The organism is Streptomyces sp. NPDC001770, from assembly GCF_053596135.1.
Genome location: NZ_JBSFFN010000059.1, coordinates 1 through 21,407 on the forward strand (window position 1 = coordinate 1; position 21,407 = coordinate 21,407).

The window sequence follows — 21,407 nt, forward strand, 5'->3', positions numbered from 1 at the left end:
GAACTGCATGGGGCAGACCGGACGGAGCCTCGCCTCATCCGGCCGGCACCCCACACGCCTTCGCCGCCTTGCGACCTCATTCTGAAACCATCAGTTAGCGTCATGAGCCAGGACTCCGCATCCGCAACGGAGGCCGCACGGAAGTTGGCCGGGCGGCGACGCCGGGAAGTCGTAGCCGTACTGCTGTTCAGCGGTGGCCCGATCTTCGAGAGCTCCATCCCGCTCTCCGTCTTCGGCATCGACCGGCAGGACGCGGGCGTACCGCGCTACCGCCTGCTGGTCTGCGGCGGGGAGGAAGGGCCGCTGCGCACCACCGGCGGCCTCGAACTCACCGCGCCGTACGGCCTGGAGGCGATCAGCAGGGCAGGCACCGTGGTGGTGCCCGCCTGGCGTTCGATCACCTCCCCGCCTCCGGTCGAGGCGCTCGACGCGCTGCGCCGCGCCCACGAAGAGGGCGCCCGCATCGTCGGGCTCTGCACGGGGGCGTTCGTCCTCGCGGCGGCCGGCCTGCTGGACGGCCGCCCGGCGACGACGCACTGGATGTACGCGCCGACGCTCGCGAAGCGCTATCCGTCGGTGCACGTCGATCCGCGCGAGCTGTTCGTCGACGACGGTGACGTGCTCACCTCGGCGGGCACGGCCGCCGGGATCGACCTCTGCCTGCACATCGTGCGGACGGACCACGGCACGGAGGCCGCCGGTGCGCTGGCCCGCCGGCTCGTGGTGCCGCCGCGCCGCAGCGGCGGTCAGGAGCGCTACCTCGACAGGTCTTTACCCGAGGAGATCGGCTCCGACCCGCTCGCCGAGGTCGTGGCCTGGGCCTTGGAGCATCTGCACGAGCAGTTCGACGTGGAGACGCTCGCGGCCCGCGCGTACATGAGCCGCCGTACCTTCGACCGCCGCTTCCGTTCGCTCACCGGCAGTGCGCCGCTCCAATGGCTGATCACCCAGCGGGTGCTCCAGGCGCAGCGGCTGCTGGAGACGTCGGACTACTCGGTGGACGAGGTCGCGGGCCGCTGCGGCTTCCGTTCGCCGGTGGCGCTGCGCGGTCACTTCCGCCGTCAGCTGGGCTCCTCCCCCGCCGCGTACCGGGCCGCCTACCGGGCCCGGCGTCCGGGGTCGGGGCCGGAGCCCGGTGCGGTGGAGGCGGTGGTGCCCGCACAGGTCGCGTCCTCGGTACGGAGGATGCCGGCCGGCTCCGCGGGGCTGGCCGCGTTCGCCGCGTCCCCGGGCACGCCGGTCCTCCCGGACCGGCCGGACCGGAGCCCGGACGGTTACACCGGCGGGCGCCCGGCCCTGCCGGGACAGCGGAGCGCCCCGTAGGGTGGGGCCCATGAACGACCGCATGGTATGGATCGACTGCGAGATGACCGGGCTCTCGTTGACGGACGACGCACTCATCGAGGTGGCGGCTCTGGTCACCGACTCGGAGTTGAACGTCCTCGGCGAAGGGGTGGACATCGTGATCCGCCCGCCGGACGCGGCCCTGGAGACGATGCCCGAGGTGGTGCGGCGCATGCACACCACCTCGGGCCTCCTCGACGAGCTGGCCGGGGGAACCACCCTGGCCGACGCCGAGGCCCAGGTGCTGGCGTACGTGCGCGAGCACGTGAAGGAGCCGGGCAAGGCACCGCTCTGCGGAAACTCCGTCGGCACCGACCGGGGCTTCCTCGCGCGCGACATGCAGGCACTGGAGGGTTACCTCCACTACCGCATCGTCGACGTGTCCTCGATCAAGGAGCTGGCCCGGCGCTGGTTCCCGAAGGCGTACTTCAACAGCCCGGACAAGAGCGGCAACCACCGGGCACTGGCCGACATCCGCGAATCCATCGCGGAGCTGCGCTACTACCGCGAGGCCGTCTTCGTGCCCCAGCCCGGCCCGGACTCGGACCGCGCCAAGGAGATCGCCGCCCGCCACGTGGTGTCCGCCGAGAAGTAGGGCCTGCCGCTCGGCCGAGCAGTGGGGCCTGCCGCCCGCACCGCTGCGAAACCCCTGTTCACAGGCCCGGGAGGGCCTGTGGACGGGGCTGCGGAGGGGGCCACGGAAAGGTGGCGCGAGCACCCTCGAAAACCCTGTACACTTTTTCTCGGCCGGTCGGAAACGCCCGGACGAACATGGTGGGTATAGCTCAGATGGTAGAGCACCTGGTTGTGGTCCAGGATGTCGCGGGTTCGAGTCCCGTTACTCACCCTTGAAGGGGAAGCCCCTGATCTGCGGAAACGCAGATCAGGGGCTTCTTCGTGTCCTGGGCCGACCAAACCACGGCCAAACGCGGCCGGATTTTCGACCTACCGTCTGCGCCATGGCAACGATCAGGGAGCGGGTCCGCAAGGACGGGACGGCGAGTTTCCAGGTCCGCTGGCTCCAGGGAGGGCGCGGCGGCACCTGGGAAGCCGAGAGGTTCGAGGACCCGGAGCAGGCGGACACGTTCAGGAAGCTGGTCGACGCCCACAAGCAGCAGTGGCCCTACGGATGGATTCCCGGCCAGGGCTTCGTCGAGCCCGAGCAGGACCCCGACGACGTGCCCCTGACCGACTGGGCCCGGCGCTACGTCGACCGGCTGACCGGCATCGACCCGCGGACCCGGGACGACTACCGGCGCGAGGTGGACCGGCACATCTCCCTCATGGTGCACACCACCCGATCGGGACTCGTGGTGTCGGCCACGATCGGCAACATCACCGCTGACGACGTCCAGGACTGGGTTCGGCTTCAGGAAGCGGGCCGGCCGGACGCCAAGCCAGGGCGGTGGGTCCGTCGCCCCGCCTCGCCGAAGTCCACGGCCAATCGGTACGGCCAGCTGTGGTGCATCGTGCAGGCGGCGATCGATGCTGATCCCCCACTGCGCACCAAGAACTGCTGCGCGAACACCCGCCTTCCTCGTGTCGACGACGGGACGTCCGAGGAGATGGTCTTCCTGGAGCATGGAGGAGTACCAACTCCTCCGCACGCACCTCACCGATCCCGCGGCGCGAGACCTCGCCGACCGGTTGATCGGTACCGGCATGCGGTGGGGCGAGGCCACGGCCCTCCAGGTACAAGATCTTCGACTGGGCGGCCCCGGGCCGACGGTCAACGTCCAGAGGGCCTGGAAGAGGTCGCCCAGGGGCGCGCAGTCCTCGTTCTTCCTCGGGCCCCCGAAGACGAGGAAGGCGCGCCGTCTGGTCGCGCTCGCCCCGACGCAGGTGGACCTTGCCCGAAGGCTGACGCAGGGGATGCCACCGGAGACGTTCCTCTTCCGCACGCCGACGGGCAAAGCCTGGAGGCACTCCAACTTCTACAACCGGAAATGGATACCCGCCGTCGCTGCCGCGATGGAGACCGGCCTCCCCCGCCGACCTCGGATCCACGACCTACGGCACAGCCACGTCGCCTGGCTGGTGGCCGCGAACATCCCTCTACCGGCGATCCAGGCCCGGCTGGGCCACGAGTCGATCCAGACCACGATCGACCGCTACGGTCACCTGGCCCGGTCGCTCGACTCGGACATCAGTGCCGCCGTGCAGGCGGCCATGGGAGGCCGCCCGCCGTCTGATCACGGCCTGAGGCTGGTCAGCGCTTGAGCTACGTCCGGTGGCCCTACGAGCGGCCTACGCATCGCGAGACCGTGCGTCGGACCGGTCAGGATGCATCCTCGCTGCTCTCCTCTGCTGCCTCGGTCTCGAAGCTGACACCGCGGTACTCCGGGTGGTTTCGGTCGACCGCGCCTGCGACGTGGAGGGGGACTGGATGGCGAGTACGGGCGTCCCAGGCGAGGGACTGATGGCAGAGTGCGGCAGCTAGCGCAGCCAGGTCCTGTGGTTGGTGGCCGTCCGGCCGAGGCACGGTGATCTGGGTCGCCGTAAAGCTGTGCCAGTCCTTACGGAGCAGAGCCTTTTGAAGCTCTTCGGGGATGGTGAAGCGGGTGCATGTGCTGCCGTTGGTGCTGGTCTGACCGAAACCGTCGTAGGTGCGGGACTTCTGGGCGAGATACCAACTGGTGACCTTGGTGCCTGCCGTGGTGCGCTCGTACAGCCAGTCGTCGGGAGCGGCGGGCCGCTCCGGATCACGGCGCCGGGCGTTGGAGCGATCGGCTGGGGTCGGAACCTCACCGTACGAAGTGTTGATGCTGACAACGGCGATCGGGCGGCCGTCGTCAAGGCCATCTCCTGGGAGAGGGCCATCACCGAGCTGGGCGTGCTGCAACCCAGACCAGATGGTCCGGCAGGCTTCGGTATCCACGAAGATGACGAGTGGGGTCTGGGGGGGCAGGATGCGCAATGCCGCCTTGACGTGCTCGCGGACCAGCCCTGCGCCCTCCTTGTGCCGGGCATGTCCTTCCACACCGATCGGTCCCGCGCCGAAGGCGGACTCCCCTTGCGGAAGGGGCTGCCAGGAGTGCGTGTGGCGGTTGTACATCTCCATCCGCCAGGGCTGTTGCGGATCCGGGTGTGTGTGGAGGGCGGTGAAGACCTCGACCATCTGAGTCTTGTTCGCGGCTCCGAACGTCTTGGTACTGACCCTCTGTTGGCGCAAGTGCAGGCCCACAAGGATCATGGGACGGTCCAGGGGGACGCCGTGGGCTAGGCGTCCATCGACCGCTCCAAGACGCAGGAACAGATCGCGGAGTCCGTTGATAGCCGGATAGTCCACCCGAGGACGAGTTCGCTTGGGCTTTGCGCCGTCCACGTTGTCCTCAATGGCCGCTTCACCGTCAGCCTGCGCCACGAGTTCGGGTTCGGCTTCCAGCATCCGGAGGTCCAGGACCTGCGTTGCCTCGGCCGCATCTTCCAGCTTGGGGGGCTTGGGCCGTGGGAGCTGGGCGACGAACTGGGAGACCATGCCACGCCGGTGAAAGTGCCTGCGGAGGTCTCGTTTCGGGTCGTAGCGGTCCGGGGTCTGGCCTCGGCGGGGGGTGCGCTTCCTTGGATTCCAGACCGTCTCGACCCATACGCCGGTAAGGGCGGTGCGGTCCAGGTCGGAAATGAAGGCGAGTTCCACGTCCCAGTCGACGGGAGTGGGAGAGACCAGCGCCGGCATGCGGTGGAGGCGGACGCACAGCCGTTCGGTGAGTTGGTGATCGTGGTTGTCGTCCCAGTCCGCTGCCTGCGCCGGTTCTTCGAGGTAGGGGGTCAGGGCGGTGATCATACGTTCGCGGGTGTACTCGTCGTCGTAGAGGGCGAGTACACGGACTTGATCGTGGCCCGTCCCACTCAGTGCCTGGTCGAGGTCCTCCCGTACTACCGGCCCCTTCGTGGTGCGCGTCACCTCGACATTGGTGCGCTCATACGCGACCTGCTCAGCACCGAGCTTGGCGGCTGCCTTCTTGATGTGGTTGGCGAGGTAGAGGTTGAAGCGGGTTCCGGTGCCCTTGCCGAGCGGATGCTCGGTCGGGCCGGGGACCAGAGCGCGTACTGGGCCTTCCATGGTGGCCAGCGTCTCGTTGGAGCCGAGGTTGATGGCCTCAAGCTTGCAGGCTTCCACGACCTGTGCGGCGAAGTTTCGCGTGTAGGGCTCCCAGCCCTCCTCTGTGCGGCGGTGGCCGACGGGCAGGCGCAGCACGGTGTCCTTGCCGCGGGCGACGAACGCGGTGCGGGTGCTGGCCCAGTGGGTGGCGAGCCTGCTGAAGGTCGGCAGGACGTGGATCCCGATCCGGGACTCACCGGGCAGAGTAATGACGCGGAAGTCGAGTTTATGCATGGCGTAGCCGACCCTCGCCGGCCTCTCCGTCTTGCCTTCCAGGATGTGGTCCCAGGCGAGCAGGCTGCCCTTGGTGTCCATGAGCCAGTTCAGGCGCTGTCCGCCGCTCGGAGCTGAGGCACCGGGAAGATGAAGCGAGGTCTTGGCGATGGTTGCGGCAAAATTCCATGCCGCGACTTTGTAGAACCACTGCGGTGCTCGGGGCCGTCCCGAGTCTGCGTTCACCACGAAAGACCCGAGGGCGCGCTCGTACTTTTCGGACTGCGCCAGGAGGGGAGCAAGGATGTTGTCGTCCGCTCCACCTCGGATGTGCCGTTCCCAGCTGCGCACGGCCCGGGCGAGAAGGCGGGGTTCGATGGAGGCAGTGGTGACCAGAACCGCGGGGACGGCGAGATCGTCCTCGGGCTGGTCGAGGGTGTCCGGCATGATGACGACTGGCTGGTTGGTCACGGCGGACAGCGCCGTGGCAAGGCCGGCGTAGGCGGGGCGCAAGGGCTTGGCGTTGTCGCTGTCGCGGAAACGCGGCAGCTCGCTCCATGCCTGAGCAAAGTCCTCACTCAGCGGGTAAAACACCGCGGAGCCGAGACGCTCGGGGTCCAACAGGTAGGCCAGGGTGGTCAGCATGCGGTGTCCAGGGAGTCGCGAGTGGCAGTGTGGTTGTCGGCGAAGGTGAAGAACGCCCTGAGGGCGGCGCCATTGGTGCTGAGCATGAGGTCGAGTTCGCCGGTACGAGTCCAGTCGGCGCGGAGCTGGCGAATGAGGCCGGGTAGGTCGGAGTTGCCCTTGGGATCAAGGAACGCGTAGTCGACGAGCCGCAGCCGCCCGGGGGTGCCACCGCGTCGGGCGCGGCCCACCAGCTGAATGATGGAGGCGATGAGCTCCGCGGCGATTGCCTTTTTGGCGCGATACGGCAGCGCGCTGAAGTAGCGCCGACTGCCCAATAGCTCGTCGAAATATCTACCGGCGGTCTTCTTGGATCGGTCCAGTTCGGTCCAAGGGTGGGCGTGGGCGCGCCGATCGTCCAGCGCCCGGGCCCCTACGTGCGCCAGCAGCTCGTCAGGGTCGTCGACGATCGACATGGGCCGCACAGCAAGCCAGATGGAACCGATGCGGGAGCGTCGTTGGCCAGGCGAGAGGATGTTGAGACTGCGTTCGGCACGCTTGAGCGGGGCGATGAGAATACGGGTGTGGGCGCGGGCACCGAAGTCCTCGAGCTGGTCTCCGGCGATCTCGATCCAGGGCCGGTCGTCGGCTTCCTGCCTGTCCGTCGTCCCTGCGTCAGCGTCTGGCCGCACCGCGACCGCGATCAAGCCCGGGGGTGCGCCGGCTGCACGCATGCCTTCGGCCAGGTCGCGACAGCTCTGGTAGGACGTCGTGGCGAGCAGGATCGCATCCTGAATGCCAGGCATGTTCTCTGCTGCAAGGGATTCAAGTTCGCGCGACAGCTCGCTCCACAATTTCATACCGAGTTGTCTGGTGGCTTCGCGCCTCTGTTTGCCGGACAGCCCCGAGATCCGAATCAGCTCGCCTTCCAGGCCGGGGATGGGTCGGGCGTCGATGGTTACCTCGGAGCCCTCGTCAGGGACGACGAACGTGGGTTGGGCGTGAATATGGTGCCGATGTGCCCCCGGCATGTAGGCGGTCGCCGACAGTCCGAGCACCACCCGCCGGTGCCCCGCCTGAGCCAGGGCGGTGATCTGTCCGAGGGACGTGATGTAGTTGTGGGGGTCGCCGCCGAAGGCGGCAGCGCTGAGTTTGGTGTCCTGGAGCGACTTGGGATTGTGGTCTTCCGTGAAGGCGAACACCAGCCGACCGAGCGGGCCGTGCGGGATCGCGCGCCAGCTCTCGTAGCCGCCTACAGCTTGAGCGATCTCCTCTGCCGCCGGCACCCCGGCAAGTTTGAGCTGCGGGGCGTCGTGAACGAAGCCGTACAACATCGTTCTGAGCGGCACGAGGAACATCCTGCGTACCAGCCGGTCGATGACTGCGGCCCGGGTCTTTGTCGCGGGAATCCAGGGGACGAGCATCTCGAATAGCTCGCCGCGTACATGCTCCAGGACTCCGGCAGCGTCGATGGTGGCCGTGATGGCCCGGATCGCCCGCGCGAACTCTCGTAGGTGCTCTGGCAGTAGATACGACGCGACCTTGCGATCACAGACCGCGTCCAGGAGAGCTGCCGTGCCCAGGCTCGGCAGTGGATCAGGTTCGGTGGATACCTGGGCGGAGTCGTTCACGAAGAAGGCCGCCAGATGCCTGGTCAGCCAGCCGTCCCAACGCTGCGGCACGATCCAACGTCTACTCCCTTCGCTCTTACGGCGCTTGTGGCCCGGCTCGTCGGGTAGTTGGTCGCTGAGAGTCAGCTCGCCTCTGGACAGGTGCATCGTGTAGGTCTCCGCCAAGCGCCTGCACTCCGACACGTTCGAGCGCGTCCGCTCTTCCAGGGCCGCCGGCAATCGACCGAAGGCACTGACGAGCTGCGTGTCCACGTCGATCAGCGGACGGTCGTGTCCGCGGTCTCCCCATGCCAGGGTCAGCCCGCGCCCGGATCGGTCCATCACCGTCGACTGGAAGGCGTCGAGTTCGTCGATGAGGACGACCTGGCAGCGGCCCATGATGAACTGTTCCACGCTGACCTTCTCGTTCACCGTCCCGTCGTCCAGCTCCAGTGGGATGTGCATACGGCCCGCGTAAAGGTTGGCATGCGTGGTGACGATGATCCGTGCCGAGCATGCCTGGCGGGCCAGCCGGAACTTGCCACAACTCTGCTTGAAGGGGCAGACCTTCGGGGCCGGCATGCTCCGGTACGGTTCGCCCCGTTCCGGGCGCACCGGGGTCAGCCTGGTACACGGTTCCCCGCCGGGTACCCAGGTGTCGACTTCTTCGTCAACCGAAGCCAAGGCGGGCAATTGGCAGGAGTAACCGATGCGAGCGAACACCCAGTCGACGTACTCGGGATTCTCCGACCCCTTGACCGCTCGTTCCAGTTCCCGCATGAGACTGTTCGGCGACATGAGCGGGACCACCACCTCCGAGGGACCCACCCCAAGTCGCTTCGGGATGTCCAACTTCTCCAGGTCCTGCTCGATGGCGTGAGCGAGCTTCAAGGCGTTGGCGTTGGTGTCAACAACCAGGGCGACCGTGTGCCCCTCCTGAACCGCCCAGGATCCATAGCTCCGGAGCATGACGCTCTTACCCGAACCCGTGGGCGCGCTCAGGACTCGTGTCGTGCCCGCGGGCAGTTTCAGCGCCTTTCCAACGGCTTCGCCCCGCAGGGTCCTCATCTTTCCGAAAAAGGGGATGAGGGTCTCCACACGGAATGCCTTGCCGGGCGGTTCATCGAGCTGCGCGTTCAGGTCCAGGAAGTCCTCGACCTTGAGCACTGCTTCCACAAGCTCGGGAGCGATACGCAGACGCTCGGTCCGTGCCGGCGGCGGGGCATGGCGTTCATCGAAGGGGTAGTAGGCGAGCACCGGGGCGCTCTGGCGTCCGGCCATCGGCACACGCAGCATGTGGGTGTAGTCCCCTGGCTTCGCTACTGGGCTGGAGACCAGCTGCGAGGCCCGGATGTCGTCCAGTTCGGTCAGGAGCCGGTCGGCACAATGGCGAGGGTCGAGTCCGTGATGGGCGCTCACTCGTTCCTCGTCGTCGAGCAACCGGAATCCTGGGATGTCGCCTCTCAGGTAGTAGTCGGACGCGTGGTTGCGGAACGCGGTCTCGTTAGCGAGTTCGTTGGTCCGATGACGCAACAACCGACTGAGTCGATGTTGGTCCTCTAGCGAAAGGCTGGCGTACTGGTCCCAGGCGTCGAACTTTCCAGTGAGCAGAAACTGGGCAGCAGTGAGAGCGGTCCCCGCTCGTCCGTCCGCAGGGAAGTGCACCTGCGCGCAGGCGCTGGCACAGGCGATGACGCGGGGCAGGAGCCTGGACTCACTCTCGCTGAGGAACTCGTGCGCGTCGGTCACAGGGAACGCCTTGCCTCGGACAGCTTTTTCCTTACGATCCGGTTCACGTCCTCGACCCTCAGCACGGTGTAGTCGGGCAGAAGGTCCTGAAGCTCCTGGCGCTGCGCGATGCCCCGATGGTCCGGGAGGACAATGGTCTTCGCGGCCAGCGGCTTCCTGGCAATCTCGTCGGCCAGCGCGCTGGCACTAGCAACGTCCTTGAGGTCGATAGCCAACGTCCAATTCAGCGACTCAATGGTGAACTTCAGGTCGTAAGCGTCCTGGTGCGGCCACAGGCTGACATCCAGGAGCGGCTTGCCGTGCCACTTCTTGTACAGCGCGAGTTCATCGACACCAGGGACGACGATGTACCGCCAAGCTGGCAGATCCACGCACACCGTCCGCCGGTCACCTTCAGTCCGCAACAGCCGAGCCGCAGGCTGACGGCCTACGGTGTCGTCACGCGGCCGGAGCTTGGGCGGCCGGCCGTCCTCCAGGCTACGGATGGCGTATTCGGCGTTGTGCGCCCGATAGCTGCAGCGCACCGACGCTCCACTGACTCGCATGGGCCAGCGGCACGTTGGACACGGCCACCAGTACCGCCCCTCATGAACGCGGTCCGGCGGGAGCGGCGCATAGTGGACGGGAGGCTGGATCCCCGCCTCGCTGCACTGGTCGGCGATCGTCTCCAGCTCGCCGGCCGGATACTCGATCACGAACCGTCGACGGGCCACATAGTCCGCGTCGCTCGCATCGGTCTTGATCTTCAGGAACGCCTCGTTCTGCACAATTTCCTGCTGGAGCCATGTCCAACTGGGCATCCACCCCCGCCCGCGGTCGCCCTTTTCCAGCAGCGAGATGATCGCCGAGCACCCGTCGGAGTAGACGTCGTCGCTGAGCTCGCCCCATTCCAGGACCGTCAGCCACCCCAGAGGATCGCCCTCAAACACCTCGGGGGCGATCTTCCGCAAGGGGTCTCGCGACAGCTGGTCAACGAGTTCGGTCGGCGTCAGCGCCGCCCTGCCAGGGCCGAGAAGCGAGTTGACCACACCGGTCATGCTCATGATTTCGCGCCATGCCCGCGGTTCGTCACGGCGGACCGTCCAGGCGTAACCGATACGGATGGCAGCACTGACCAGGGTGGTGCGGCGTCGGCTCGAGACAGCATCAAGCACCGTCACTCCTCCATCTCACTTTACTGAGTGTCCTTGACAGAGAGTTTTGTGTGACAGGAATCATGCCTGGATCGATCCGGGCAGAACAACAAAGTCGCAAAGTAGGCGTGTCGCTCATGTTTCATTCCAAATCATGACATCCATCGGATTTCCCACATGAATGACGCGGAGCTGGAGTGTTCGATCGTGCGGGCTACCGTCGGCGGCGGCTGAACCGCGGCTCCACTCGAGGCCCGCGTGGCAACGGGAACTCGCGGCTGGGCGCCTGGAGGTTCACCTCGCCTCGGCAGCCGGCCTGGAGAAGGCGGCCTTGCTGATCCAGGGGCGTTGAGGCGGTCTGACGGCTCGCGACGATGTCAGGCCGCAGAGGCCCTCCCTTCAACGCCTTACCAAATCCTCTACTCCGGCAACAGGTGCACGCCCCGGGCCGGAAGGCACGGGGGTGCAGGGCCTCGCAGTGGAACGATGGAAGGGTGGCTGCCGTCTCTGGCAAAGTGATCGCCACTGCTAGACGATTCTCGTGAGGAACTTTGTGAGCACGCTCGGTAGCTTCATCTGGTCAATCGCTGACCAGCTTCGGGGCCCATATCGCCCCAATCAGTACGGGACAGTGATCCTCCCGTTCACAATCCTGAGACGGCTTGATTGCATCCTTGAGCCGGACCGCGCGGCAGTACGGGATCTGGCTGCGAGGTATGAGAACCCGAACCGGCTCAAGGTTGAGGTTAAGAGGGCTACGGCACGAACGTTCTACAACACCTCCAACTACGAGTTCGCGAACCTGCTGGCCGATGCGGACGGGCTGGCGGACAACCTCGTTGACTACATCGACCGGTTCTCCACCGACGTGGACGTGTTCGAGTTCTTCGACTTCAAGAAGGAGATCCTGGCCCTGGAAAAGGCAGGGCTCCTGCGCGAGATCGTCAAGTCCTTCGGCGCTGTCGACCTCCACCCCGATGTGGTGTCGAACTCCGACATGGGCGACGCCTTCGAGTACATCATCCGCAAGTTCAACGAGGCCGCGAACGAGACCTCCGGAGACCACTACACGCCGCGCGACGCGATCCGTCTGTTGGTCGATCTGCTCTTCGCGGAGAAGGACGTCGACCTGACCGAGGGTGGCATCATCCGATCGATGTATGACCCCACCGCCGGCACCGGCGGCATGCTTTCACTAGCCGAGGAACACCTTCTCGCGCAGAACCCCGATGCGAAGCTCAGCCTGTTCGGTCAGGAATACAACCCGCAGTCGTACGCCATCTGCAAGTCCGATCTACTCGCCAAAGGCCACGACGCGACCAACATCGCCTTCGGTAACACGCTCACTGACGACGCCTTCAAGGGCCGCCAGTTCGACTTCTCCATGTCCAACCCGCCGTACGGAGTGGACTGGAAGCAGTACGCCAAGGCAATCAAAGAGGAGCGTGACTCCGCAGGCCCCTACGGCCGCTTCGCGCCGGGCCTTCCGGCGACCTCGGACGGCCAGATGCTCTTCCTGCTCCACTTGGCCCACAAGATGCGTGCGCCCGAGGACGGCGGTGGCCGCGTCGGCATCGTCATGAACGGCTCCCCGCTGTTCAACGGCGGAGCCGAGTCCGGCCCATCCAACATCCGCAGGTGGCTGCTGGAGAACGACCTGGTCGAGACAATCGTTGCACTGCCGATCAATATGTTCTTCAATACCGGAATCCCCACCTACATTTGGATTCTTGACAACGCCAAGCACCCCGCCCGCCAAGGAAAAGTTCAACTCATCGACGGCTCATCGTTCTGGACTAAGATGCGTAAGAACCTCGGCTCGAAGAACCGCGAGATCAGCGTTGCCGATCAGGCCAAGGTTATGCAGTTGCACGCCGATTTCGAAGAGGCTGATCCCGACCTCGCGAAGGTGTTGCGCAACGACGAGTTCGGTTACTGGACCATCACCGTCGAGCGCCCACTGATGGACAAAGATGGCAAGCCGATCACCGACCGCAAGGGCAACCTGAAGCCAGATTCAAAAAAGCGCGACACCGAGAACGTCCCCTTCACCTACAGCAACTCGACAGCTGGCTTGGCGGCAGAGGGCGAGGTCATTCAGGCGTATTTCGACGCAGAGGTGAAGCCGTACGTTCCCGATGCCTGGATCGACAGGTCAAAGACCAAGATCGGCTACGAGATTCCCTTCACCCGTCACTTCTACAAATACCTCCCGCCCCGCCCGCTCGCCCAGATCGACGAGGATCTTGAGAAGCAGGTAGCCAGGATCCTCGATCTACTGAAGGAGGTCGAAGGATGAGTGAGATCGCACCGTGGGTAGGTATTAACCGGGCGGGTTGGGCGCGCCGCCGCATTTGGAGTCTCGGGCGCACGGCATCTGGCTCAGGGTTTCCGCCGGCTCTCCAGGGGCAAACCGGACTTGATCTGCCGTTCTATAAGGTGAAGCATCTTGGGCAGGCAAGCCGCGAGGGCATTCTGGGAAATTCGGATAACTCGATTAGCTTTGAAACCGCTAAACAGCTTGGTGCGACGGTCTTCCCGGCAGGCACTCTCGTGTATGCGAAGGTGGGTGCCGCACTAATGCTCGGGCGTGTTCGGACCCTTCCAGTCGATGCTTGCATTGATAACAATATGGCCGGCTTGACTCCGTCTGAAGAAATTGAGTCCAGGTTCCTCTTCTGGGCGATGTCTCAGGTCAAGTTCGACTATCTGGTCAATCCGGGCGCGGTGCCCTCGTTGAGCGACAGGAATCTGCTGAACTTCCCGCTGCTGGTGCCTCCCCTGGAGGAGCAGCGAGCCATCACCAACTACCTCGATCGCGAGACGGCCCGCATCGACATGCTCATTGAGGAGCAACGGCGATTGATCGAGTTGCTTAGAGAGCGTCGCGCGGCCACAGTCGCTGACGCTCTGGATGGCCATGAGCGGACCCAGGTGCGACGACTAGTCGATCATAATCGTCCGATGACCTACGGCATTCTGCAGTGTGGTGAGCCGGTCGACGGTGGGGTTGCATACATCGGACCGTCGGACATCCAGGGTGAAGGTCGATCCCCGAAAAAGGACGCACTGCGAACGACAGCACCTGAGATTGCGAGCGCATACAAACGGTCGACCCTCAAGGGGGGTGACGTGGTCGTTTCGATCGGACCAGCCTACGGGAAGGTGGCTGTCGTATCGGCCGATCTGGATGGTGCGAATCTGACGCAAGATACGGTGCGAGTTGCACTGCGGCCGGATCTCGTCATGACGAGATTTTTCGTGTGGGCACTTCTGTCACGGCAGACGGCTGAATATTGGGACTATCAGATCATGGGTGCAACGTTCCGCCGCCTGAACCTAGGCACCTTGGCACGGACACCCATCCCGCTCCCAGCGATCCATGAGCAGCGAAAGATTGCCGCGTATTTGGATGAGCAGACCACAAAGATCGACCTGCTCATCGCTGAGGCCCAACGGTTCATTGAGCTCTCCACAGAGCGGCGTTCGGCGTTGGTCGCGGCGGCAGTGGCAGGGCAGATCGATGTACGAGAGGTGGCGTGATGGCCGACCACAACGAGGCGGTCTTCGAGACAGAGATCTGCGAGTACCTAAAAGATCACGGCTGGCTTTACTCGACAACTGACCATGACGGTGGCGAGTACGACCGGGAGCGGGCGCTGTTCCCCGCAGATCTGTTCATGTGGCTGCAGGCGACGCAGAAGGCTGCTCACGATAAGGCGTTGAAGGCGGCGGGGTCGCAGGCGAAATTCCTCGACGTGCTGGCCGCAGCGCTCGACCGACCGCTGGAACACGGTGGTGGGACGCTGAACATCCTTCGTAACGGGGTTCAGTACATCGGCGGTGGTCGGCTGAAGATGGCGCAGTTCCGTCCGGAGACGTCGCTCAACGAGACGACCACGGCGCACTACGAGGCGATGCGGCTAAGGGTGGTGCGGCAGGTGCACTTCTCGACCGCTGACCAGCGCAGCATTGATCTGGTGTTCTTCATCAATGGGCTTCCGGTGGCCACGGTGGAGTTGAAGACCGACTTCACCCAGTCGTTGGACGAGGCCGTCAACCAGTACAAGCAGGATCGCAGTCCGTTGACGAACGGACGACCGGAGCCGTTGTTGTCGTTCGGCCACCGGGCACTGGTGCACTTCGCAGTATCGAACGACCTGGCGGCGATGACCACGAGGCTGGAGGGGGACAAGACCCACTTCTTGCCGTTCAATGTCGGCTTCGACAGCGGTGCCGGTAACCCGCCTGGCGTAGATGGACGGTCGTCGACGGCGTATCTGTGGGAACAGGTCTGGGAGAAGCACGCCTGGTTGAACATCATCGGGCGGTTGATGATCGTGCAGACCAAGGAGGAGTGGGACGTCGCCACCGGCACCTCGGTGCGGCGTACGAGCATGCTCTTCCCACGGTTCCACCAGTGGGAGGCCGTCACATGCATCGTCGAGGCGGTGAAGGAGGAGGGCGTCGGGAAGCGGTACCTGATTGAGCACTCCGCTGGGTCGGGGAAGACGAACACCATCGCCTGGACAGCCCACCGGCTCGCGCGGCTGCATGTCGATGACCAGAAGGTCTTCGACACGGTCATCGTGGTCGTGGACCGCACCGTACTCGACTCCCAGCTGCAGGATGCGATCCGGCAGATCGACGGCACTGGAAAGATCGTCGCGACTATTAGCCCTGAGGACGTCCGCAAGGCTGGCGCGAAGTCGAAGTCGGGGCTGCTGGCGCGTGCGTTGAAAAACGGTGAGCTGATCATCGCGGTGACGGTGCAGACCTTCCCGTATGCGCTGAACGAGATACGGACCGACGCCGGCCTGAAGGGCAGGCGGTTCGCCGTCATCGCCGATGAGGCTCATTCCTCCCAGTCAGGCCAGATCTCCTCGAAGCTGAAGCAGGTACTGACGGCCGAGGAGGTCAAGGAGATTGAGGAGGGCGGTGAGGTCGATGTGGAGGCAGTGCTGGCCTCGGAGATGACCGAGCGGGCCGAGTCGGAGAACATCTCCTACTTCGCCTTCACCGCGACGCCGAAGAACAAAACCCTCGAGCTGTTCGGTCGCAAGGACGCCACCGGGAAGCCGCGTGAGTTCCACCTGTACTCAATGAAGCAGGCGATCGAGGAGGGCTACATCCTCGACGTACTCAAGGGCTATCAGCACTACGACACCGCGCTGAAGATCGCGGGCAAGGCGGAGAGCAGCAACGGAGGAGAAGTCGAGGAAGCCACCGCGCGTAAGGGGCTGATGCGGTGGGTGCAGTTGCACCCGACGAACATCAGCCAGAAGGTACAGATCATCGTCGAGCACTTCCATGCCAACGTCGCCTACCTGCTCGAAGGCAAGGCGAAGGCGATGGTGGTGACCGACTCGCGCAAGTCCGTCGTGAAGTACAAGCTGGCCATCGACGCCTACATCGCCAAGCGGCGCGCCGAGGACGCTTCGTACAACTACCGCACCCTGGTCGCCTTCTCCGCCGGGGTGACGATGGCCGAGGACGAGACCTGGCACAGCGACTGGGGCCCGCAGCCGTCGAAGGATGACGAGTTCACCGAGGCCAACATGAATCCGGGCGCAGGGGCTGATCTGGCAGCCGCGTTCAAGGGCGATACGTACAAGATCATGCTGGTCGCCAACAAGTTCCAGACCGGCTTCGACCAGCCCTTGCTCTCGGCGATGTACGTCGACAAGAAGCTGCCCAGCGTCACCGCGGTACAGACGCTTTCGCGGCTCAACCGCACCTACCGCACCGCTGGTGGGGAGCAGAAGCGCAAGACGTTCGTCATCGACTTCGCCAACAGGCCCGAGGACATCAAGGCAGCCTTCGAGCCGTACTTCAAGAACGCGACCCTGGAAACCGAGACCGATCCATACGTCGTCGTCCACCTGGCTAACAAGCTGGCCCAGGCCGGAATCTACTCCGAGGCCGACGTCCGCAAGGTCGCCGAACTGTGGGTGACTCGGAAGGGCAACAATGCGCTCTCGGCGGCGATCAGCCCGGCGCAGCACGACTTCAGACGCCGCTACGCGCGGGCGATCGAGGAAGAGGACAGGGTCACGCTCCAAGCGCTCGACCTCTTCCGTAAGGACGTATCCACTTATGTACGCCTTTATGACTTCATGTCCCAGATCGTCGATTACGGCGACCCCTACATGGAGATGCTCTCGATCTTCTTGCGCCTGCTGGAGAAGGTTATCGCCGAGGCAGCTTGGGCGGCGGACGTCGACCTCTCCGATGTGGTGCTGGTCGGGGTCAAGCACAACAAGGCGATTGCGGTCGACATCTCGCTCGTGGGCGACGGGCAATTGAAGGGCATCAGCGCCGCCGGCACAGGAACGAAGAAGGATCCGAAGTACGTCGCGCTCCAGGTCGTCATAGACAAGATGAACGACCTTTTCGGCGCCGAATCGTTTGCCGCGTCCCAGGTCAGGGAGTTTGTACAGGGCCTCGTCCAACGGTTGCTCGCCGACCCCAACCTGATCCAGCAGACCAAGGTGAACTCCAAGAAGCAGTTCGTGGAGTCGCAGGACTTCCAAGCGGCCGTTACGGAGGCGGTCGCGGACAACCAGGACGCCCACAACACGATGGCTGACTACTTCTTCACCGACGGACCGGCTATCAACGCGATCATCGTCGCCCTTGCGGATGCCTTCTACGAAGCAGCGCTCGATCAGCGGGTGGATTCGTAGATTCGGGAGTCCGTTTGAGGCGACCTGACGCACCGCGAAGGTTGGTGTGTAGCGCTGCCAGCTCGTCAATGGCGGTGTCGAGTTGCTGATTGGTTGCACGGCTGTCGAGCTACGGGCGGCGGTGCGATGCCGGTCGTCCGGCTGGTCCCCGTGCGCCCTCGCTCGGTAACCAGCCGGACGTCCCCCACCCTCCTGGGCGGGGCAAGTGCGTACGACCGGCCGTAGGACGGTCGTACGCGACAACTTGCTCCGCCAGGAGCCGTCGTGGCGTCCCGCTGCTCTCTGGCAGGGGTGAGCCCAGGTCGTCGTCTGTCACCGGCTGGTACCCAAGCGCTCCTGCCGGGCTTCGCGGACGATCTCCTCAATCCAGTCCATCGCGAGGACGGAGTCGTGCAGGATCCAGGGCTGACTGGTCGGGGTGCACTGGCTCACGGGGCTCGGGCTTTGCCATTGCTGCACGATGCCACAGTCGGTTGGCCATGGTCTGGACGAGGACGAGTCCGCGGCCCCCGGTGGCGCTGGCGTCACTGGTGCGAGGTGTCGGCGGTCGCGGGTCTGGGTCGCTGACCGCGAGGATGATGCCACCGTCGGTGGGCCAGAGCATGAGCACGATCGTGCCCATGTCGACGAAATGGGCGACCGCTTCATACGTCTTCGCGGGGTGGGCGTGTTGGATCGCGTTGGTAGCCAGTTCCGAGACGAGGAGCCGGGCGACTTCGATCCCCTCGTCGGGGAAGCGCCAGCGCTGGAGGATGTCGACGGTGTGGCGGCGGGCCCAGGCGACGGCGTTGGGGGCCGCGGCGAGGGTCAGTTCGCTGATGGACGGGGGAACCTGGTACATGCGGATGGCTCCCTCGGCGGCGTGGCCGGGCGGGTGCGGGGCGCTGTGGCGTGGGTGGAGGCCAGCGAGGTCGGGACGGCTAGGGGCGGGGCGTCTCGGCCTCGCGGGCTGCTTGAGGGGTTACTTCGTGGCGACGACGTAGACGCTGCCCCAGCGGCGCTTCGGGTTGGCCATGGTGGGGTCGAACGTCCAGGGCTCGACGGTGGTGAAGCCGGCCTCGGAAAGGAGCTGGACGAGCTTCTCGTGGTCATAGGCCCACAGGTGCTGGGTGTACCTGGGGTCGTCGTCCTGGTCGCGGAAGACGAGGTTGACGAGGTCGAGCCGTGTGTTGATGTCGCCGCGGCAGTCGCGCTTGGCGTACCAGCGTTCGATCGTCTCGTCGGAGGCGTCCAGCGGCCGCGGGTAGTGGCTCAGAGCGAAGGCGGCGTCGGGGACGCCGGTGATGATCCGGCCGCCCTGCGCGAGGATGCGGTGGGCCTCGCGGACGTACTGCTTGGCCGAACGCGGGTAGTCGATGTGCTCCAGGAAGTGCTCGGAGAAGATCTCTTCGACGCTGTCGTCCTGAAGCGGTACGCCCTCGCGGATGTCCCAGAGCAGGTCGGCCGGCGGGACGAGGTCGATATTGAAGAAGCCGTCGATGCGGTGGGCTCCGCCGCCGATCTGCACCTTCGCGGGCTTGTCGTCGATCCGGCCGTTGGGCCAGACGCGACGGCTGGAGTGGTGGTACCGGTGGAGTTCGATCTCCTTGGCGGCGGCCCGGAGGGTACGGGCGAGGCCGTGGGTGGTGGCGGGGTCGGCGAGGACGGAGGCGATCTGCTCGCCGAGGAGGTCGACGGAGGGCATGCCGGAGGAACTCATCACGGGTCTCCTACGTGTGAGGTTGCTCGGGGTGTGGTGGGCCGCAGGCGGCGGCGGTGGATCAGGCAGCGCTGGGCGCGGGGGCGGTCCACTGGTTGTTGCGCATGAGGGTGTACTTGATGTCCACCAGGCGCGGGGCGATGGTCAGCGAGAGTTCCTCGGCCGGGTGGAGGTGGCCGGCGTCGTCCTGCTCGGCGCGCCAGACGCGGTAGTCGAGGTTGGGGTAGGCCGGGTTGATGCCGATCTCGCCTTTGGGCATCGTGCCGTTGAACGGGGCGACGATGTCCATGTGGTTCCAGTAGTTCCAGGCTTGCAGCGCCTTGTGCTGGTCGAAGTAGAAGTAGAAGTCGGGGTAACGGCCGAAGGTGCGCAGTTCCCGGTGGATCAGGTGGCCCAGCAGAGGGCCGAGCTGGGTGGCGAGGGAGTCGAACGCCCAGCGCGTGCGGTGCCAGGCTTCGGGGGCGTCGCCGGGCGCGAAGAGGCGGGCGGCGACGAGGTAACTGATCCGCTCGACCAGGTACGAGCTCGCGTGCGTAGTGTCGATGGTCGGATCGACCCTGTGGAGGAGCGCGGCCAGCTGCTTCGGTCGAGGCCGGAACCTCGCCAGGTCGAACTTGCCGGCCATGGCAGGGAAGGAGGCGAACAGCATCTCCTTGTACAGCCAGTTGTTCAGCTCGCCGAGCTCGGCGAGGCGCTGCGTGTGGTGCGAGGTCGAGTGGAGCATCAGGTATTCGGCGACCGCCTCGAAGTACAGGTATCCGAGGATCGGCAGGCGGGGGATCGTCTCGTCGAGCAGCCGGAGGTACGGCTCGGCGCCGACGCGGGTGCCCTGGTAGGCAACGGTCGCCGCGGTGGCGAGGAAGGAGGCCGAGTTCTTGACGCGGCCTACGACGGTCTCGCGCAGCTGGTGCCGCTCGTTCTTGCTCAGCAGGTATTCGAGGTTGCTGTAGATCTGCAGATGGATGAGGCCCAGCCGCAGATAGTCCACTCCAGCGAGTCCACGGTAGGCCTGCGGCGGAGTGTCGATCTCGAAGATCAGCGGGGTGGGGACGCGGTCGGTGACGCCGAGCTTGTCCAGGAAGGCCGGCGCTTCCTTGGTCAGGACGTACGAGCCCAGGTTGTGCATGCGGAACCCCTGGTCGGTCGCGGTGACCGGCGCGCAGTAGATGCTTCCGACGAGGCAGCCGCCCGACGGGTAGAGCACCCCCTGCCGGCTGATCTCCTCCAGGGCATGGGTGACGTGCAGCAGGTGCAGCTTGCCGTTCCCGCTGAGGGCGTCGAAGAGGGCGTTCTGCCGGAGCAGATGGCCGTTCGGGGTCTCCTCGGCGAGCCGCCGGTCCCAGTCCGCGGCCTGGGTGGCGAGCGGGTCGGAGTGGCTGGGGATGAGGGTGGAGTCGTAGAAGGCGTGGGCATCGGCCCACAGGTGGTAGGCGTCGACGAAGTCCATGGTCAGACCAGGCCCTTCTCGGCGAGTGCGTAGCGTACGGCCTCAATGCCGTTGGCTCCGGCGAGGTAGGCCCGCTCGGAGATCAGGACGAGGTCGAAGGCGAGGCCGCGCGCCTGGTCGAAGGCGGGCTCGCGAACGTACCGCGCATCCGGCCACCAGTTCAGCTTCGGCAGGCGGTAGCGGTCCAGGGCGTCGGCGGCCTTGACCACATCGGTGATGCGCTCTGCGCGGGCGTGGTCAGTCCGGTCGTCTGTGCTGAACGCCTCGTACGGGACGTCGTGCAACCGGACGGCGGTGGCCGCCTGGATGATCCGCTTCGGCGTGGCGGTGAGGCCGAAGTGCGCCCAGACGGTGTCGGCGTTCGCCGCGAGCCAGATGGCAGCGCGGTCGCCATGTCCTCGATCGTCCTTGTCGTTGCGTCTCTGGCAGTCGTGGACGGCGGCGGCAATGATCGTCGTGGCAGTGTCGGCGGCGTCCAGGCCGCCCGTCTCCGCGAGGACGGCGGCCAGCGCCGCCGTCCTCATGGCGTGTCGGACGCCGTGGAGCGAGGTGTACAGGCGCGGGTCGGTCCACCACCGGGTGGGCAGAGCGCCGCGAAGCAGGAACTCCCGCGACAGCGGACGCAAGGCCGGCTGCGGTGCCTGCGGGAGGTCGGGCCTGTTGTCGCCGATCCACGCGATGGTGGCTTGGTCCATGTGCTGGTGGAGCGGCAGCCGCCCTCGGGCAGCCAGGTCGATCAGACTTGCGGTCAACGGGGTCGTGCTCATTCGTGCCCACCCCCTTGGTGGTCTCCGCGGTGC

At 65.5% G+C, this 21,407-nt stretch carries 13 protein-coding genes and 1 tRNA gene; 7 read left to right on the plus strand and 7 right to left on the minus strand.

Features of this window, described 5'->3' with window-relative positions; translation table 11 throughout:
* The first annotated feature begins 102 nt into the window (after positions 1–102).
* The 4 genes from ACWCSV_RS32455 (at position 103) to ACWCSV_RS32470 (ending at position 3,564) form a co-directional block, all read left to right on the plus strand.
* Positions 103–1,323: a helix-turn-helix domain-containing protein gene (locus ACWCSV_RS32455; protein WP_451148451.1), complete on the plus strand. Its 1,221-nt coding sequence runs from the start codon at positions 103–105 to the stop codon at positions 1,321–1,323.
* A 10-nt stretch (positions 1,324–1,333) separates the two neighbouring features.
* On the plus strand, positions 1,334–1,939 hold the full coding sequence (orn, locus tag ACWCSV_RS32460) for an oligoribonuclease (protein ID WP_451148453.1): 606 nt from the start codon (positions 1,334–1,336) through the stop codon (positions 1,937–1,939).
* 179 nt (positions 1,940–2,118) lie between these two features.
* Positions 2,119–2,191: transfer RNA gene (locus ACWCSV_RS32465), tRNA-His, on the plus strand.
* Positions 2,192–2,925: 734 nt separating this feature from the next.
* Positions 2,926–3,564 carry a site-specific integrase gene (locus ACWCSV_RS32470; protein ID WP_451148455.1) on the plus strand — a complete coding sequence of 213 codons (639 nt, stop codon included), beginning with the start codon at positions 2,926–2,928 and terminating at the stop codon, positions 3,562–3,564.
* Positions 3,565–3,622: 58 nt separating this feature from the next.
* On the opposite strand, the gene ACWCSV_RS32475 is transcribed toward ACWCSV_RS32470, so the two are convergent.
* Genes ACWCSV_RS32475 through ACWCSV_RS32485 form a run of 3 tightly spaced genes read right to left on the minus strand, consistent with a single transcriptional unit; the run spans position 3,623 to position 10,796 of the window.
* Entirely contained in the window at positions 3,623–6,304 is a 2,682-nt protein-coding gene (locus ACWCSV_RS32475) for an RNaseH domain-containing protein (protein ID WP_451148457.1), read from the minus strand.
* Positions 6,298–9,642 carry a hypothetical protein gene (locus ACWCSV_RS32480; RefSeq protein WP_451148459.1) on the minus strand — a complete coding sequence of 1,115 codons (3,345 nt, stop codon included), beginning with the start codon at positions 9,640–9,642 and terminating at the stop codon, positions 6,298–6,300. The genes ACWCSV_RS32475 and ACWCSV_RS32480 overlap by 7 nt, the downstream gene beginning before the upstream one ends.
* Positions 9,639–10,796 carry a restriction endonuclease-related protein gene (locus ACWCSV_RS32485; protein ID WP_451148461.1) on the minus strand — a complete coding sequence of 386 codons (1,158 nt, stop codon included), beginning with the start codon at positions 10,794–10,796 and terminating at the stop codon, positions 9,639–9,641. The genes ACWCSV_RS32480 and ACWCSV_RS32485 overlap by 4 nt, the downstream gene beginning before the upstream one ends.
* Positions 10,797–11,328: 532 nt before the next feature.
* Between ACWCSV_RS32485 and ACWCSV_RS32490 the strand changes: the two genes are divergently transcribed.
* From ACWCSV_RS32490 to ACWCSV_RS32500, 3 genes are read left to right on the plus strand one after another with little or no spacing between them, the layout of a single operon-like run.
* On the plus strand, positions 11,329–13,074 hold the full coding sequence (locus ACWCSV_RS32490) for a type I restriction-modification system subunit M (protein ID WP_451148463.1): 1,746 nt from the start codon (positions 11,329–11,331) through the stop codon (positions 13,072–13,074).
* Positions 13,071–14,318, plus strand: a complete 1,248-nt coding sequence (locus tag ACWCSV_RS32495) for a restriction endonuclease subunit S (protein ID WP_451148465.1) — start codon at positions 13,071–13,073, stop codon at positions 14,316–14,318. Before ACWCSV_RS32490 ends, ACWCSV_RS32495 begins: the two co-directional genes overlap by 4 nt.
* On the plus strand, positions 14,318–17,461 hold the full coding sequence (locus ACWCSV_RS32500; RefSeq protein ID WP_451148467.1) for a type I restriction endonuclease subunit R: 3,144 nt from the start codon (positions 14,318–14,320) through the stop codon (positions 17,459–17,461). Before ACWCSV_RS32495 ends, ACWCSV_RS32500 begins: the two co-directional genes overlap by 1 nt.
* Before the next feature lie 361 nt (positions 17,462–17,822).
* Here ACWCSV_RS32500 and ACWCSV_RS32505 read toward each other — a convergent pair whose 3' ends face one another.
* From ACWCSV_RS32505 to ACWCSV_RS32520, 4 genes are all read right to left on the minus strand, one after another.
* On the minus strand, positions 17,823–18,302 hold the full coding sequence (locus tag ACWCSV_RS32505) for an ATP-binding protein (protein WP_451148469.1): 480 nt from the start codon (positions 18,300–18,302) through the stop codon (positions 17,823–17,825).
* A 120-nt stretch (positions 18,303–18,422) separates the two neighbouring features.
* Positions 18,423–19,160 carry a class I SAM-dependent methyltransferase gene (locus ACWCSV_RS32510; RefSeq protein ID WP_451148471.1) on the minus strand — a complete coding sequence of 246 codons (738 nt, stop codon included), beginning with the start codon at positions 19,158–19,160 and terminating at the stop codon, positions 18,423–18,425.
* Between the two features lie 61 nt (positions 19,161–19,221).
* Complete coding sequence (locus ACWCSV_RS32515; RefSeq protein ID WP_451148473.1) at positions 19,222–20,607, minus strand: hypothetical protein; 1,386 nt, start codon at positions 20,605–20,607, stop codon at positions 19,222–19,224.
* A 2-nt stretch (positions 20,608–20,609) separates the two neighbouring features.
* A complete protein-coding gene (locus ACWCSV_RS32520) occupies positions 20,610–21,374 on the minus strand; it encodes a hypothetical protein (RefSeq protein WP_451148475.1) in 765 nt (254 codons plus the stop codon).
* Positions 21,375–21,407: the final 33 nt, after the last annotated feature.

Coding starts and splice junctions, on each gene's coding strand:
- ACWCSV_RS32470 (WP_451148455.1), top strand. CDS start 2,926: ATGGAGGAGTACCAACTCCTCCGCACGCACCTCACCGATCCCGCGGCG.
- orn (WP_451148453.1), top strand. CDS start 1,334: ATGAACGACCGCATGGTATGGATCGACTGCGAGATGACCGGGCTCTCG.
- ACWCSV_RS32505 (WP_451148469.1), bottom strand. CDS start 18,302: ATGTACCAGGTTCCCCCGTCCATCAGCGAACTGACCCTCGCCGCGGCC.
- ACWCSV_RS32495 (WP_451148465.1), top strand. CDS start 13,071: ATGAGTGAGATCGCACCGTGGGTAGGTATTAACCGGGCGGGTTGGGCG.
- ACWCSV_RS32510 (WP_451148471.1), bottom strand. CDS start 19,160: ATGAGTTCCTCCGGCATGCCCTCCGTCGACCTCCTCGGCGAGCAGATC.
- ACWCSV_RS32520 (WP_451148475.1), bottom strand. CDS start 21,374: ATGAGCACGACCCCGTTGACCGCAAGTCTGATCGACCTGGCTGCCCGA.
- ACWCSV_RS32475 (WP_451148457.1), bottom strand. CDS start 6,304: ATGCTGACCACCCTGGCCTACCTGTTGGACCCCGAGCGTCTCGGCTCC.
- ACWCSV_RS32455 (WP_451148451.1), top strand. CDS start 103: ATGAGCCAGGACTCCGCATCCGCAACGGAGGCCGCACGGAAGTTGGCC.
- ACWCSV_RS32500 (WP_451148467.1), top strand. CDS start 14,318: ATGGCCGACCACAACGAGGCGGTCTTCGAGACAGAGATCTGCGAGTAC.
- ACWCSV_RS32515 (WP_451148473.1), bottom strand. CDS start 20,607: ATGGACTTCGTCGACGCCTACCACCTGTGGGCCGATGCCCACGCCTTC.